At 37.3% G+C, this 15,587-nt stretch carries 15 protein-coding genes; all 15 read left to right on the top strand.

Annotation, left to right across the window (positions count from 1 at the left end; genetic code table 11):
* Window position 1: 1 nt before the first annotated feature.
* The 15 genes from csrA (at window position 2) to MKY19_RS28125 (ending at window position 15,561) form a co-directional block, all read left to right on the top strand.
* The gene (csrA, locus tag MKY19_RS28195) at window positions 2–244 is read left to right on the top strand and encodes a carbon storage regulator CsrA (protein ID WP_094871898.1); all 243 of its coding nucleotides are present in this window, start codon (window positions 2–4) and stop codon (window positions 242–244) included.
* Window positions 245–487: 243 nt separating this feature from the next.
* Complete coding sequence (locus MKY19_RS28190; protein WP_339799116.1) at window positions 488–1,744, top strand: flagellin; 1,257 nt, start codon at window positions 488–490, stop codon at window positions 1,742–1,744.
* A 149-nt stretch (window positions 1,745–1,893) separates the two neighbouring features.
* A complete protein-coding gene (locus MKY19_RS28185) occupies window positions 1,894–3,699 on the top strand; it encodes a 6-hydroxymethylpterin diphosphokinase MptE-like protein (RefSeq protein ID WP_339804537.1) in 1,806 nt (601 codons plus the stop codon).
* Window positions 3,700–3,720: 21 nt separating this feature from the next.
* Window positions 3,721–4,722 carry an NAD-dependent 4,6-dehydratase LegB gene (locus MKY19_RS28180; RefSeq protein WP_339799114.1) on the top strand — a complete coding sequence of 334 codons (1,002 nt, stop codon included), beginning with the start codon at window positions 3,721–3,723 and terminating at the stop codon, window positions 4,720–4,722.
* Complete coding sequence (locus MKY19_RS28175) at window positions 4,719–5,888, top strand: LegC family aminotransferase (protein ID WP_339799112.1); 1,170 nt, start codon at window positions 4,719–4,721, stop codon at window positions 5,886–5,888. Before MKY19_RS28180 ends, MKY19_RS28175 begins: the two co-directional genes overlap by 4 nt.
* Window positions 5,881–7,041 carry a UDP-N-acetylglucosamine 2-epimerase gene (gene neuC, locus MKY19_RS28170; protein ID WP_339799109.1) on the top strand — a complete coding sequence of 387 codons (1,161 nt, stop codon included), beginning with the start codon at window positions 5,881–5,883 and terminating at the stop codon, window positions 7,039–7,041. Before MKY19_RS28175 ends, neuC begins: the two co-directional genes overlap by 8 nt.
* A gap of 47 nt (window positions 7,042–7,088) precedes the next feature.
* Window positions 7,089–8,168 carry an N-acetylneuraminate synthase gene (neuB, locus tag MKY19_RS28165; RefSeq protein WP_339799106.1) on the top strand — a complete coding sequence of 360 codons (1,080 nt, stop codon included), beginning with the start codon at window positions 7,089–7,091 and terminating at the stop codon, window positions 8,166–8,168.
* Window positions 8,165–9,160, top strand: coding sequence for a GNAT family N-acetyltransferase (locus tag MKY19_RS28160; protein ID WP_339799102.1), 996 nt, complete (start codon window positions 8,165–8,167; stop codon window positions 9,158–9,160). The genes neuB and MKY19_RS28160 overlap by 4 nt, the downstream gene beginning before the upstream one ends.
* Window positions 9,161–9,177: 17 nt before the next feature.
* A complete protein-coding gene (locus tag MKY19_RS28155; RefSeq protein ID WP_339799099.1) occupies window positions 9,178–9,843 on the top strand; it encodes a class I SAM-dependent methyltransferase in 666 nt (221 codons plus the stop codon).
* A 48-nt stretch (window positions 9,844–9,891) separates the two neighbouring features.
* Complete coding sequence (locus MKY19_RS28150) at window positions 9,892–10,941, top strand: nucleotidyltransferase family protein (RefSeq protein ID WP_339799096.1); 1,050 nt, start codon at window positions 9,892–9,894, stop codon at window positions 10,939–10,941.
* Window positions 10,938–11,636: an acylneuraminate cytidylyltransferase family protein gene (locus tag MKY19_RS28145; RefSeq protein WP_339799092.1), complete on the top strand. Its 699-nt coding sequence runs from the start codon at window positions 10,938–10,940 to the stop codon at window positions 11,634–11,636. Before MKY19_RS28150 ends, MKY19_RS28145 begins: the two co-directional genes overlap by 4 nt.
* Window positions 11,637–11,777: 141 nt before the next feature.
* Entirely contained in the window at window positions 11,778–11,978 is a 201-nt protein-coding gene (locus MKY19_RS28140) for a hypothetical protein (protein ID WP_339799089.1), read from the top strand.
* A 391-nt stretch (window positions 11,979–12,369) separates the two neighbouring features.
* Window positions 12,370–13,146 (top strand): methyltransferase domain-containing protein, encoded by a 777-nt coding sequence (locus MKY19_RS28135; protein WP_339799087.1) that lies wholly within the window; start codon window positions 12,370–12,372, stop codon window positions 13,144–13,146.
* A 310-nt stretch (window positions 13,147–13,456) separates the two neighbouring features.
* On the top strand, window positions 13,457–15,025 hold the full coding sequence (locus tag MKY19_RS28130) for a DUF2920 family protein (protein WP_339799083.1): 1,569 nt from the start codon (window positions 13,457–13,459) through the stop codon (window positions 15,023–15,025).
* Between the two features lie 119 nt (window positions 15,026–15,144).
* Entirely contained in the window at window positions 15,145–15,561 is a 417-nt protein-coding gene (locus tag MKY19_RS28125; protein ID WP_339799080.1) for a flagellar protein FlaG, read from the top strand.
* The last annotated feature ends 26 nt before the right edge of the window (window positions 15,562–15,587 follow it).

Raw genomic sequence — 15,587 nt, 5'->3', positions numbered from 1 at the left:
TATGCTCGTACTTTCCCGCAAAAAAGGGGAATCCATCGTCATCCAAGATCAGATAGAGCTGACGATCTTAAGTGTGGATGGTGACACCGTAAAGGTCGGTATTTCTGCACCGAAGCATGTCGATATATTTCGTAAAGAGGTATACCTTTCGATTCAAGAGGCCAACCGTGAGTCCGTTGCTCCACAGCAGACTGATCTGAATGCATTAATCCATCGACTTCGTGATATAAATAAGAATGATTAATTGACATGTTGTATACACAGAATCCAAAACCTGGGACTGCTTAATCGCAGACTCAGGCTTTTTTATTTTATTTTGGAGAATTTGTCTTAAAAATTTCAAAAAAACTTCGAATTGCTCTAAACAGTTGGCTGCATGAAGTCGATATATGTAGTAGACGCTGACCCGGCAGGGCGGCCGACCTTAATGGATCGGCGTTTACCACATGGATGTGGAACTAACTTAATTTCAGGGAGGAAATATCAAATGATTATCAACCACAATATCGCGGCGTTGAACACTCACCGCCAACTGTCTGCTAACACTGCCAACACTAACAAAAATATTGAGAAATTGTCTTCCGGTCTTCGTATCAACCGTGCAGGTGACGATGCCGCTGGTCTGGCAATTTCCGAAAAAATGCGTGGTCAAATCCGCGGTTTGGATCAAGCTTCACGTAACTCGCAAGACGGTATCTCTTTGATTCAAACAGCTGAAGGTGCATTGAACGAAACTCACAGCATCCTGCAACGTATGCGTGAACTTTCCGTTCAATCCGCGAATGACACGAACACTGCTGGTGATCGTAGCGAATTGCAAAAAGAAATGACTCAATTGAATGATGAAATTGATCGTATTCAATCTACAACCCAATTCAATACCAAGAATTTGTTGGATGGATCTATGGGTAGTGCTGTAAATGCAAATAAAGCAAATATCAATACAAATGCTTCATTGAAGAACTCTGTGGGTGCAGCAGTCACTTCAACTACTGCGCTTACTAATCTGAGTGACAAGAATGGTAATTCACTTGGTATTCAAGCGACTGACACTATTACCATTTCTTATGTTCAGAACGGAACAACCGTTAACAGTACTAGCTTTGCTGCAAGTGCAGCATTGACTATTGGAGCATTGGCAACTACTGATGGTACTACAGCCAATCCTGCTCTAACTTTGTCTACTTCTGCTGGCGTAGTTTCATTGGAAGCAGCTACAGCTGGTACAGCGGGCGCTATTAATGGTCTAACAATCACTGTTAAAGATGCTAGTGGTAATATTCGTACTGCCGCTACTAATGCATTGTCCTCCTTCGCAGAGTCTCAAGCAGCAGTAGATAAGAGAACTGATGGCTCAGCATCTTTCCAAATCGGCGCTAATACAGGTCAAACAATGAACTTATCGATCGAGAATATGGGGACTGCTGCTTTGGGAGTAACTGGGTTGCAAATCTCAACTCAATCCCAAGCAACTGTAGCTATTAAGGTTATCGATACAGCGACTCAAAAAGTTTCCAGTGAGCGTTCCAAACTGGGTGCTGTTCAGAATCGTCTGGAGCATACTATCAACAACTTAGGAACTGCTTCTGAGAACTTGACAGCCGCAGAATCCCGTGTTCGTGACGTAGACATGGCGAAAGAAATGATGCAGCAAACTAAGAACAACATTCTTGCACAAGCAGCTCAAGCGATGTTGGCTCAAGCGAACCAACAACCACAAGGTGTGCTTCAACTGTTGAGATAATTAGTTTTTGGATTACGAGATCCATAAACAAATTTTCGCTATGAATTAATAAAAGGTATAGCCCCACATTGTGGGGCTATCTTTCTTTACAATCCTAAACTACTCAAGACAATTTTTAATATTTGTGTAAATAAGGAGAATCATACGTGATGTTACTGAATAGAAATCTCGAAGTTTTATCTCGGAATACAAGTCATTGGATTTGTGAGCAAAAGGAAGTTGATTTTGGTCACAATTTAATTAGTGAAGATGAGGATGGCAACGAATTCGTTTTTTATAACAATCAAACTCTGTTGGTAAAGAAAGAGATTGAAAAATCGAGTTTGCCTAATCCTTTAAAAAGAGAACTTATATTTGTAATGGGTGTTAATTCTGTAGAAGAAATTGAAAAGCTGATTCAAACCATGAGCAAAGAGTCTTACTTGATCATTATTGAACCTAACCCTGCCTTCTTTAGTTACGCATTAAATAAAAGAGATTTATGTTTTTTCGAAAAGCTTAATGTGATCCTCTTTGCTGATGAATTGAGTAACCTGTCTATTTTTCTGGATAAATTGTTATCGACAACTCTTATCTACTACCTTAAGAATATGAAATTTTACTTTACCTACTTCTACAGAAACTATGCTGTGGATATATGTACTTATTTGGTGAGAACAGTTAAGGAAACTGCGAAATATAAGGCTATGCTTTTCGGAAACTCTATTGAGGATAGTTTAACGGGATTTAGACATAATATGAAAAACCTCCCTCATTTAGTGCATTCAAAAGACGTATCTCGCTTGAAAAATCTTTTTATTGACATACCAGCAATAGTAGTAGCAGCTGGTCCATCTCTAAATAAAAATATAGAACAATTAAAAGGACTTACAACAAAGGCTGTTATAATTGCTGTAGACACGATTGCACAAAGGCTTTGTGAAGAAGGAATAATACCGGACTTTATCTGTTCGATCGAACGTGATGTGGAAACTTACACCTATTTCTATGAAAATAAAAACTATCCTTCTCAAACGACACTTGTGGCCCCCCTGCTTCTTTATCCTAAGATTTTTGAGGAGTTTAAGGGTGATGTTATTATCCCGATGCGGGAAAACGTAGGAGAATATATCTGGCTTCAGCAGACCTTTGGATTAAAGGGGGATAATTCAATAAGTATTGGTTTGTCTTGTGCACATGTTGCTTTTGGATTTGCAGAACATATTGGTGCGTCCCCAATAGTGTTGTTAGGTCAGGACCTAGCTTTTGGAGATTCTGAAGAGGAGTCCCATGCTGATGGGACAATATACGACAATAAAAAATTTACTAATGAAGTGTTTTCTGCAATCGAAAAAAACTATACAGAAGGTTATTACGGAGGAATAGTCCCTACAACAGATATTTGGATTAATTTCCGCAAGTGGTTTGAAATAGAGATTTCCAGAGAGAACAAAGTTGTGATCAATGCCACAGAAGGTGGGGCTAAAATTGATAATACCCTCCAAATGAGCCTAGTAGAAGTTGCTCAACAATTTTGTTCTCAAGAAATAGTGCCTGTTAAAGAAGTCATGGAAAGTGTAACAGAATTTCCTCTAAACAAAGTACAAATGAAATTGATGTTGAAGGAACAAAAAGATTTGTTTATCCGTCTAAAATTAGAATTTGAGGAACAGTTAAAAATTATTAAGGGTTTAAATATTTATAACGGTTCAACCGAAAAACAATTATTAAAAGTGGTGAACAAGCTAAGCAAAACAGATGCGCTTTTTGGAAAGATAACGGAGAATTGGCTCTTACGGCATAATTTACAGCCGATAATGATGAGTTCCTTGTGGAACCTATATGCGATTGAACAAACGTTATCATCGTCAAATTTAATTGCAAACAGAGATATTCAACTGGATTTCCTTACAGTTAGTGTTTTTGTTCTTGGGGAAATTATCTCTATAATTGAGGAAAGTTCAAATAACCTTTAAGGAATATTGGAGTGAAAAGATATGGGGGAGAATAAAAAAATATTAGTGACTGGTGCGGATGGCTTTATTGGATCTCATCTCACGGAAAAGTTAATTGAGGATGGATATGAAGTTAAGGCTTTTGTGTATTACAATTCCTTTAACTCTTGGGGCTGGCTAAATCACTCGCCATATAAGAAAGAGTTTGAGGTATTCGCCGGAGATATAAGAGATCCACATGGGGTTATGGAAGCAATGAAGGGCTGTGACAAGGTTTTACATTTGGCATCCTTAATCGCTATTCCTTATTCGTATCATTCTCCTGATACTTATGTGGACACAAATATCAAAGGTACTTTGAATGTGCTTCAAGCTGCTCGTCAGCTAGGTGTAGCAAAAGTTGTACATACTTCTACGAGTGAAGTTTATGGTACAGCACAATATGTACCCATAGATGAAAATCATCCATTACAGGGACAGTCACCTTATTCAGCATCGAAAATTGGTGCTGACCAAATGGCCCTCTCTTTCTATCGTTCTTTTGAAACGCCAGTGGCGGTTATTCGACCATTTAATACTTATGGTCCACGTCAATCCGCACGTGCGGTTATTCCTACCATTATTACACAGCTTGCATCAGGACAAAGGAAAATTAAGTTGGGATCATTAGCGCCAACGAGAGACTTTAACTATGTTCAGGATACTGTAAATGGGTTTATAACGATGATGAATAATGAGAAAGCTATCGGTGAAATTATTAATATAGGAAGCAATTACGAAATTTCTATAGGGCAAACCGTTGAAGCGATTGCAGAAGTAATGGGCGTGAAGGTTGATATTGAAAAGGATGAGATCCGTCTACGCCCTGAGAAAAGTGAAGTGGAACGTCTCTGGGCGGATAATTCAAAAGCAAAAAATCTTCTAGGATGGGGACCCTCCTATGGAGGTATTGATGGTTTTAAACGCGGACTAAAAGAAACGATCGACTGGTTCATAAATCCGGCTAACCTATCTAGCTATAAGGCAGATGTATATAATATATGAGTAATCAATGGCAGCATATCGCTAAGAGTATAAAGTCCATATATGGAAATAAGGATTTCGTTCCTCTACATGAGCCTACTTTTGGAGATAAGGAGCTTCAATATGTAACCGACTGTATACAGACTGGTTGGGTTTCATCTGTAGGTAAATATGTAGACGATTTCGAGAAACGGCTTGCGGATTTCACAGGTGTTAAAAGAGCTGTTGCTGTCGTAAATGGTACTGCCGCTTTGCATATTGCACTGAAGATTGCTGGTGTTCAAGCGAATGACGAGGTATTCATTCCTTCATTGACATTTATAGCGACCGCGAATGCGGTTTCATATTTACAGGCTATTCCGCATTTTGTTGATGTATCTAAGCAAACCTTGGGACTTGATCCATATAAGCTTGAAGAACATATTCAGGCAATTGGTATAATTGATAATGGACAGCTAAAGAACAAGCGAACAGGTAGAATTATTCGTGCGGTTGCTCCTATGCACACCTTTGGGCATTCTGTGGATCTCGATCCGTTAATTGAAATCTGTGAACGTTACCATCTTGTTCTTGTTGAAGATGCGGCTGAGTCGCTCGGCTCCTATTACAAAGGAAAGCATACAGGTGGTTTCGGGCTCGTAGGAGTCCTCAGCTTCAATGGCAACAAGATTATAACTACAGGCGGCGGTGGAGCGATTCTAACTAATAATGAAAGGCTTGCTGACTACGCCAAGCATATAACTACAACTGCGAAAAATCCTCACCGATGGGAATTTACTCATGATGAAGTCGGGTATAACTATCGCATGCCAAACTTAAATGCTGCGCTTGGTTGTGCTCAACTAGAGAAGATAGTGGGATTTCAAAAATCAAAAAGACTGTTAACTGAGCAATATGAGAAGTTGTTCGAAAGTATTAAGGGGGTTCAAGTGTTTACTGAGCCTTCTTTTGGAAAGAGTAACTACTGGCTACAAACCCTTCTAGTTGATGAGGATCACTACGATCGTGATTTTGTGTTAGAGACACTCAACAGTGAGGGTGTGATGGCCCGACCGATCTGGACGCCGCTAGACGAATTAAAGCCGTATTCACATTGTCCGAAGGCAGATCTTTCAGCCACTAGGAAATTGAAGAATCGTATAATTAATATCCCATCAACTCCGCTGGGGGGGAAGTCTAATGACTAAACGTAAGATATGTATTGTTACAGGAACACGTGCGGAATACGGTCTTTTATTTCGTATAATGAAAGAAATTCAAGCGGATAATGATTTGGATTTGCAATTAATAGCTACAGGTATGCATTTGTCCCCTGAATTTGGATTGACCTATAAGCAAATTGAAGAAGATGGGTTTATTATTAATGAGAAAATAGAAATGCTCTTATCTTCAGATACGCCTGTTGCCATCGCTAAATCCATGGGAATCGCTACATTGGGGTTTGCGGAAGCATTTCAGCGGTTGAAACCAGATATACTAGTTCTTCTCGGGGATCGGTTTGAAATGTTGAGTGCTGCACAAACGGCATTAGTCATGCGTATTCCTGTTGCTCATATTTCTGGTGGTGAACTCACTGAGGGGGCAATTGATGAGTCCATTCGTCATTCACTAACAAAGATGAGTCATGTCCACTTTACAGCAAATGAGGAGTATACAAGACGTGTTATTCAGCTTGGCGAGAAGCCAGATAGGGTATTTAATGTAGGTGATCTTGGTGTTGAAAATATTCGGAAAATGTCTTTTTTGTCAAAACAGGAGCTGCAAGAGTTTTTTGGATGGAATATTGAGAAGCTCTTCTTAGTGACGTTCCATTCAACAACACTTGAAGTTGAAACGGCTGAAGAACAAATGGATAATTTGCTTTCTGCTTTTGAATTTTTTCCGGATTATAAAATTGTTTTTACAAAATCAAATGCAGATACGGATGGCAGAAGAATTAATGAATTAATTGATGAGTATTCGGCATCAAATCCTGAGCGTGTTAAATCTTTTTTTTCGTTAGGTCAATTAAGATATTTAAGTACAATGAAGTACTGCAATTTAGTGATTGGAAATTCATCTAGTGGAATTATCGAAGCACCTGCCTTGGTTAAACCAACAATTAATATAGGTGATCGACAAAAGGGGCGCTTAAAAGCAAGTTCTATCATCGATTGTGCTCCTAGGACTATGGAGATAGTAAATTCAATTCAGCTAGCTCTTTCGGATGAGTTTCAACAATTATTGACGCAAATACATTTGGAATATGAGGGAGGACCAGCTTCTGAACTAATCAAAAAACAATTAAGTCATATCGATCTGAACAGCATCATTAAGAAGTCTTTCTACGACATAATCTAGTTTCTTATAGAATGATGTGCAATTTATTTATTCTTGGAGGTGGGCAAGTGAGGAAAACATATATAATCGCTGAAGCCGGTGTCAATCATAATGGGGACATTGAATTAGCAAAGGAGCTAGTAGATATTGCGGTTAATGCTAAAGCAGATGCGGTAAAATTTCAAACCTTTAAAACGGAAAATGTAATCAGCATTCGTGCTCCCAAAGCAGAGTATCAAGTAAAAACAACAGGCAGTGAAGAATCACAATTCGAAATGGTGAAAAAGTTGGAGCTTTCATTTACAGAGTTCAAAGAATTAAAAGCATATTGTGATAAGCGTTCTATTAAATTTTTGTCCACCCCGTTTGATTTTGAAAGTGCTGATTTTTTGATTGACGAACTGGATTTGCAGATAATTAAGATTCCTTCCGGTGAGATCACCAATGCTCCTTTAATAAATCACATTGCTCGGAAAAGTTCGAAGATTATTTTATCAACTGGTATGTCAACACTAAGTGAAGTAGAAGCTGCGCTAGCAGTTATTGCTTTTGGTTTTTTACGACGGGATGAAACTCCTACTACTGAGGCATTTAAGGCGGCGTTTATTTCTCAAGAAGGGCAGCGGTTATTAAAAGAGAGAGTTACATTGCTGCACTGTACTACTGAATACCCTGCACCTGTCCAAGATGTGAATTTACTGGCTATGATTACAATGCGTAATGCTTTTGGATTGCAGGTTGGTTACTCTGATCATACAGAAGGAATTGCAGTGCCCATTGCAGCTGTTGCATTCGGTGCGACTATAATTGAGAAACATATTACGTATGATAAACAAGCAGAAGGACCAGATCATAAGGCGTCTCTTTCTCCGGAAGAATTGATTCATATGGTTGAAGGAATTAGACAAGTAGAATTAGCTAAAGGTTCAGGCATAAAGATCCCTTCGGAATCGGAGTTGAAGAATCTTAATATTGCTCGGAAGAGCATCGTTGCGCGGAAAGAAATAAGAGAAGGGGAAGCGTTCACTGTAGAAAATTTATCAATTAAGAGACCTGGAAAGGGAATATCACCTTTTCAATATTGGGATCTACTCATGAAAACTGCCACAAGAGACTTCGATAAAGACGAAGGAATTAGCCTGCTATGATTGTATCGGCAGAAGAAGCAGTAAATATATTTTATAGCTTGCCGGCGGAAATGAGATCTTATTATTTTCATCCTCATTACGTAATTAACGATGCTTATGGCAAAGAAGAGTTACAGCCAGTTTTCTTTGTTCATAAAAACGCAGAATGTATTTTCTATCACGCTTTTCATCTTGGTAAAGTACCTAATACCTCTTACTTTGATATCCAATCGCCTTATGGATACGGTGGGCCATTAATTTTAGGGGAAGTTGGATTTATAGATGAGTGCATCCAGAAGTACAAGAAATGGTGTCTAGATAATTCAGTAATGATCGAGTTTATTCGATTCCATCCATTACTGAAAAATGAAAAAAATTATTATGGACAAGTTTTCGAGAACAGGCAGACGGTGTATATTGATTTAACTTATGATGATTTGTTTACTCAGTTTAGTACTCGGGTCCGTAGGGCTATAAGAAAAGCTCAAGCTAACAATGTGAAGGTTGTTTTCTCGAAATCTGAAAAGTATGTTCAGTCTTTCTTTGCAATATATAATGACTTGATGAGAGAAAAAAATGCGAGGGATGAATATCTTTTTAATGAAGATTACTTCATACATTTATTACAAAGCGATAATACTTATTTAGTTAGTGCTGAGAACGAAGATAGAGAGGTGATTGGAGCTGTGATATTTTTTGCCTCCGGTCATATTTCGGAATATCACCTCTCAGCTTCTAATGAGGAAGGGAAACTTAAGAAGGTCACAAACTTATTGATTTATGAATTTGGCGAATTTATAAAAGTGAAAGAAGTACGGTCTTTGTATTTAGGAGGTGGAACTGACGGCACATATGAAAATTCACTTCTTTATTTCAAAAGGGGGTTTTCAAAAAAAGAAATGCCTTTTAATATCGGTAAATTCGCACATGATCCTGTAACTTATGAGAATTTAAAAGCTTCGTTTGTAGAAAGAAATCCACAAAAAGATCAATTTATTCTATTCTATCGTTAAGGAATGAGGTTTGAATAATGGCTTGGGATCAAACATGGGAAAATGTATTTAAAACACAAGAGTGGGGAAAGTACCCTTCAGAAGATCTAATCCGATTTGTTGCGCGTAATTTCTATGGAGCTCCTAGTAGAAAAGAAATTAAAATTCTAGAAGTTGGCTGTGGTACAGGGGCGAATTTGTGGTATGTAGCTAGAGAAGGTTTTTCAGTATATGGGATTGATGGTTCCAAGACTGCAGTGGAGAAAGCAAATGCCAGATTGAATAGTGAAATTCCTGGTTGGTCTGGAGAGTTATTGATCGGTGATATTATCTCATTACCCTATAATGATGCTTTTTTTGATGCAGTAATAGATAATGAAGCTATCGCTACGAATTCTTATGATAATGCAGTGGAGATGTATAATGAAATATATCGAGTTTTAAAACCAAATGGAAAGGTTTATAGCAGATCGTTCTCAGAAGGGAGCTGGGGAGACGGAAATGGCGAACAAGTCGGTCATAATGCGTGGATTCCTAACGAAGGCCCTCTAAATAATAAAGGTTTGAGTCGTTTCGCATCGAAAGAGGATATGGAAGAACTTTTGAATAAATTTCAAATTGTTGAGCTAGAAAGACTTGAAAGAACTTATAACAATTTGAATGAAAAAGTAATTGAGTGGATTGTAACGGGTGAAAAAATTTGATTACTTCGGTCTAAGGAAAAATTATTTCATCCGAAAGGGGCGTAGCAGATGGAGAACTGGCAGGAAATATTAATTGCGCCTGAACTGACTGTTATTGAGACGATGAAAATTATTGATCAATCTTCTTTACAATTTGCAGTAGTTGTTGATAAAGATCGTAGATTGCTTGGAACTGTGACAGATGGTGATATTCGCCGAGGAATATTAAGAGGTTTCCCACTTGACTCATCGATTGAGTTAGTAATGAATAGCTCACCTATATACGAAAAACAAGGGAAAAGGACATTTTTTTACAAAGAGTTAATGAGAACTAGACAGTTACGACAATTACCTATTTTGAATAACAGTCACCAGGTTCAGCGTATACTCTTTGCCGATGACATTACAGAAGTATTGCAAAAAGAAAATGTTGTTGTTTTGATGGTAGGTGGTCTTGGAACCCGATTGCGCCCATATACAGATGATATACCAAAGCCAATGCTTAAAGTTGGAGACAAGCCTATTTTAGAAACAATAATAGAGGGTTTTAAAAATTATGGGTTTACTCGCTTTATTTTATCAGTTAATTATAAAAAAGAAGTAATACAAGCTTATTTCCAAAATGGTCAACACTTAGGTGTGAATATAGATTACATTGAGGAGAATAAGAGACTTGGCACTGCGGGTGCTTTATCGCTTATATCTGAAAAACCGAATGTTCCGTTTTTTGTTATGAACGGTGATTTACTGACTAAAATAAATTATGAGCAGTTATTGGAATTTCATTGTGATACCAAGTCAGCTGCAACAATATGTGTGAGAGAGTATGAATATCAGATTCCATATGGGGTTATTGAAACGGATAATCATCGTCTGCTTTCTATTGTTGAAAAACCGGTTCATAAAAGTTTTGTTAATGCAGGAATTTATGTGCTAGACCCTCACGTGCTGCACTATGTGCCACAGGACGAATTTTATGATATGCCTGACTTATTTAAGAAATTGATGGATATGCAAAGTGGTGTCTCAGCTTTTCCATTAAGAGAGTATTGGCTTGATATTGGGAGAGTGGATGATTATGAGAAAGCAATCGGTGATTTTAGGGGAGTATTTGTATGATCGGTAATAAAAAAATCCTTGCCATTATTCCTGCACGTGGGGGATCTAAAGGCGTTCCTCACAAGAATATAAAAAAATTAGCAGGCAAACCACTTATATCTTGGACTATAGAGGAAGCAAAAAAATCCAGGTATATTGATAGACTCATATTATCTTCTGATGACCATAAGATTATCGAAATTGCTAGATCACAGGGGTGTGATGCTCCCTTTATTCGTCCTAAACATTTATCTGAAGATACAACTCCAGGAATCGATCCAGTTCTGCATGCTATAAATCAGTTACCTAGTTTTGATTACGTAGTATTGTTACAACCGACCTCTCCCTTAAGACTAGTAGAAGATATTGATGGATGTATTGAAAACATAGTGAATATGGGAGCACCTGCCTGTGTTAGTGTTACAAAAACTAATGAATCGCCATACTGGATGTATACATTGAAAGAAAATAATATGTTGAAGCAATTGATTGTGCAAGAAAAAGAAATAGAACGCCGCCAAGAATTACCGGAGGTTTATTATACAAATGGGGCTGTATACGTAGCAGATGTAAATTGGCTTTTGAAAAGCGGTACTTTTTTAGAAAAAGAGACAGTTGCATATGTGATGCCGAGGAATCGTTCCAATGATATAGATACGGAGGAAGATTTTTTAATTTGCGAATACTTTCTAGGGCGTGTACACAAGTTAAAGTGAATCATTCTACAGTCAAAGGTAGCATAAAAGCCGCAAGGTAACTATATAGCTCCTAATTAATTTGGAATAGTCCACTCCATACTCCGATAAGATAAACTAATCGGAGGTGCTCGCCATGAAAAAAATCTTAATATCAAGAAAATGGACGAATTTATACTCATGCGAAACCAGAGTGGGAAGCAGAACCATTGGCATGCATTTTTGACCATTCCCATAGACAAATTCACCAAACTAATCAATCAGTTATACGAAATGGCTTCGAATCTCTCGAAACGCAGTGGCAACTATAAATATCGAATGGAGGCCTTTTTACGGAAGCGGTATGCGGTTAATGACGTATAATCTTATTTTGCAGGGGTCAGTCTTTGGTGGTTGAGAACATCCTCAAAAGCTCGGCTCGAACTTTCTGTGAGAAGTTTCACATTAATTGAATTAACAGCTTTTAGCTGACTTTTTGGAACTCCCCCAATCATATCCACAATACTTTTTGTCCGTCAGATACATAGAGGAGAGAATTGTAAATAAGTGAATCATTGACTCACACTTGCACGTGGTTGAGCTGACGATTAAGTGTATATAGATTTTGGAAGCCTCTCCAGCTAAAACTGTAACCATGAGACCAACCTATGTATAGTAGCGTGCAGGTCTACCACTCCCATTTGTCTGTGTATACTATCTTGTCTCTTTGTATAGTATTCCTTGATAAATATTATACTGCAGGAGGAGTTTTATTTTGGCCATTGTAAAAGTGAAAAATCATATTGAATCATATAAGTTAAAATCATTCTCAGAAAGTATCAATGAATTAAGCGGCAGAATTGACAATAGATTAACAATATATCGCAACCAAATTATTATGAATAAGGTTCTATCAAGTTTCGAAAACGTAGTTGTTGATATTGGTTGTGGGGATGCGACTCTTTTAAATAGTATTCAGCATAAAGTGGGCATTGGATTTGGGATAGTGCCTTCTTCGGAAGAAAAAGACAGGCTGGATAAAGAATACAGTGATTCTAGTGTTTTTATTTTGAAGGGTCTGACAGTAGCTCTCCCGATTGAAGATGAGATTGCAACTACAGTTGTATGTAACGGCGTGTTTTTATTACTTGAAAATGAAGATGAAGTAATTAAAAGTTTACTAGAAATCAAAAGAGTTACAAAGAAAGATGGAACAGTATGGATCGGGGAAGTACCTTTTATTGACGAAGTAGAATATAATGCAAGAAATTACGGGGATTCAATCTTGAAATGGTTAGTTTTTGTTTTCAGAAACAATGGTTATAACAGTTTTTTTAAAGCGATACAGAGATTGATAAGGGCTATATTTTTTGGAGATACCTTCCTTATAAACCCTAAACAATTTTTTTTTATTAGACCTGAGAAATTCGTTGGTGTATGTGAAATGCTTGGGTTTGAGGTTGTAGAGATTTTGAATAGCAAAATTTTGAATAATTGCTTTGAGGAAGAGGATTCTTCTACAAGATACGATTATATTCTACGAAAAAATTAACTATATTCTTTGGAATTTGGGAGCATCTGCCTGCGTTAGTATTGCAAAAACTAATGAGTCGCCATACTGGATGTATACATTGAAAGAACAATATATTATGAAGCAATTGATTGATCAAAAAAAGGAATTGGAACGCCGCCAAGAACTACCGAAAGTTTATTGTACAAATGTGGCTAAGTATGTTGCAGATGCACGATCAGACCAATATCCGATGGTAGTTTCATTCAATAAGAACGCCGACTTTATGATGTCACAACGCGTCTTATCATTTAATTAATATGCATATTGCATAATATCGGGGGCAGAAATTTTGGGGACATTATGTTTTAAAATTCAACCGCATGCAGATATTGAATTGGGTTTTAACAGAAACGAGCTAGACTATTATGTCACGTTACCAGTTGAAGGCGTAACTAATGAAACTGGACTAATAATAACTATCCCAGGGTTTGGTGGAATTGCCAATTCAACTTATCAATTAGAAAAATTAAATCCATACCTTGCAGAAAAATATAATTGTATAGTAGTTTCATTGAATTATTTTGGTATATACCGAGGAAGCGAAACGAAATTGGATGAATACTTCATTCATAATATGGAACAGATTTATGGAGTTCCAAGTGCTTACTGGAATAATATTCTAACTGATAACGATTTTTATTTAAAGGTAGCAAAACTACTAGAAAGTAAAGGGCTATCTCAGTTAGACCCTTACTGTCAAGCTTTGAAGATCACGGAACGTAATGAGTATCAGTCATTTGGTTTTTTACCTGCTCTAGATAACCTTACTGTGCTTGGCGATGTTCTCAAAAGATACCCTACAATAAATAAGAAAAAAATAATTGCTTACGGTAGTTCTTACGGCGGTTATATTGCGATGCTTTGTGGAAAATTCGCGCCCAAGACATTCTCTGTAATAATTGATAACTCAGGATTTTCACGTTCCGAAATGAAATATATCGTGGGTAGAGAAATATTGGAAGATGATTATGTTGTTACTGTCAATCACAATAACAAATTTTATACTGTTCCATTTGCATATAATAATCCTTGGACGATCATGGATGAAACATCACCCAACTATTTTGGAGATTCACATAAGCAAGTTCGTAACCTGTTAATTAGAGAGCATAGGGTTAAAACGGATACACGTTATTATATTTTTCATTGCGAAGAGGATCAAATTGCTTCGGTGGAGGATAAAGATAAAGTGGTGGCCCTATTATCCAATTATAATTCCACTTACTATAAACGAGTCGGAATGAGTGATCTGGATGGTACGCTTTTCAAAAAATATGCCCATGCGATGGACGCATCTTTACGCAAATTATTTGACCACGTCGCCGAACAGGATATGGAATATGGATTGATGAAAGAAAAGAGTGAAAACGAGTTCATTAATAGTGAAGTCAATTCATTGAATTGCGGTAATAAAAATTATATTTTTAGTTTTCAGGACGACTTTACAATGAACGTTACCATAACGGACAACATAAAAACTGATTATAATTTAATTAGCTCATTTCAGTTAATGAGGGATTTATTGGAAATTTGCGATTCTATAGACGAAGGGTTTAGTTTTATCGCTGATAAGGTATCGAACAAGAGTTATAATGATGCTACTGTAGTAATGCAGGATATTTTAGATGCATTCAAAGTGATAAATTTACGTATAGATACGTTTTCCAGATTTCTAAGTGAAAATGACTTACATACAGTTAATTCACAGTTCCAAGATTCTCTTTTAGAAGCTGTTATGCATTTCAATAATGAGAATTGGGATTTGTTGGAGATTGAATTAACGGACCGGGTCGTACCAAATTTTTTATTATGGAAAAAGGAGTTGCATAACATTTTCGATCCGTATATAACCAATTAAATTCAGGTAAGTGCTTTAGTTAACCTATGGGGAAGTAGTTATTGCTATAACCTAAACAATCCCAATTAGTAACCGATATATACTATATATAATTGAGGTTCTTTGGAGGTCGGGATTTGATGAATGTACAGTTAACTCTTTCTACTAGCACAGTTCTAAAAGGGCAAATTAAGTCTGATGCGTTGTCTACTAATGGATCGTCTTCACCGATATTGGGAGCTTCATTGAACAAAGATGCTGTGCCCGTCTCGGATATTAAGGATGTCAAAGACCTGAACACCAGAGAGAGGCAAGGCGCTAACATTTCTATGGCCGAAGAGCAATTGATTAAGACAATCGAACGGGCAGTTAAATCCTTACAAGGGCCTCAGACAACGTTAGAAATCAGTATTCATGAGAAGACTCATGACATTATGGTGAAAGTGCTAAACAAGGATACGGGGGAGCTTATTCGTGAAGTGCCACCTGAGAAAACACTAGATTTAGTGGCCTCGATGATGGAAATCGCAGGTATATTGGTTGACGAGAAGATATAGAATCAGAGGTGAAGAACATTGGTAAC

This window comes from Paenibacillus sp. FSL R5-0744, from assembly GCF_037972555.1.
Lineage (GTDB): Bacteria > Bacillota > Bacilli > Paenibacillales > Paenibacillaceae > Paenibacillus_AQ.
This window is presented reverse-complemented; position numbering and strand designations above follow the sequence as displayed.

Excerpts from the sequence above, each read along its gene's own strand:
- csrA (WP_094871898.1), top strand. The coding sequence starts at position 2 with ATGCTCGTACTTTCCCGCAAAAAAGGGGAATCCATCGTCATCCAAGAT.
- MKY19_RS28190 (WP_339799116.1), top strand. The coding sequence starts at position 488 with ATGATTATCAACCACAATATCGCGGCGTTGAACACTCACCGCCAACTG.
- MKY19_RS28185 (WP_339804537.1), top strand. The coding sequence starts at position 1,894 with ATGTTACTGAATAGAAATCTCGAAGTTTTATCTCGGAATACAAGTCAT.
- MKY19_RS28180 (WP_339799114.1), top strand. The coding sequence starts at position 3,721 with ATGGGGGAGAATAAAAAAATATTAGTGACTGGTGCGGATGGCTTTATT.
- MKY19_RS28175 (WP_339799112.1), top strand. The coding sequence starts at position 4,719 with ATGAGTAATCAATGGCAGCATATCGCTAAGAGTATAAAGTCCATATAT.
- neuC (WP_339799109.1), top strand. The coding sequence starts at position 5,881 with ATGACTAAACGTAAGATATGTATTGTTACAGGAACACGTGCGGAATAC.
- MKY19_RS28160 (WP_339799102.1), top strand. The coding sequence starts at position 8,165 with ATGATTGTATCGGCAGAAGAAGCAGTAAATATATTTTATAGCTTGCCG.
- MKY19_RS28155 (WP_339799099.1), top strand. The coding sequence starts at position 9,178 with ATGGCTTGGGATCAAACATGGGAAAATGTATTTAAAACACAAGAGTGG.
- MKY19_RS28150 (WP_339799096.1), top strand. The coding sequence starts at position 9,892 with ATGGAGAACTGGCAGGAAATATTAATTGCGCCTGAACTGACTGTTATT.
- MKY19_RS28145 (WP_339799092.1), top strand. The coding sequence starts at position 10,938 with ATGATCGGTAATAAAAAAATCCTTGCCATTATTCCTGCACGTGGGGGA.
- MKY19_RS28140 (WP_339799089.1), top strand. The coding sequence starts at position 11,778 with ATGGACGAATTTATACTCATGCGAAACCAGAGTGGGAAGCAGAACCAT.
- MKY19_RS28125 (WP_339799080.1), top strand. The coding sequence starts at position 15,145 with ATGAATGTACAGTTAACTCTTTCTACTAGCACAGTTCTAAAAGGGCAA.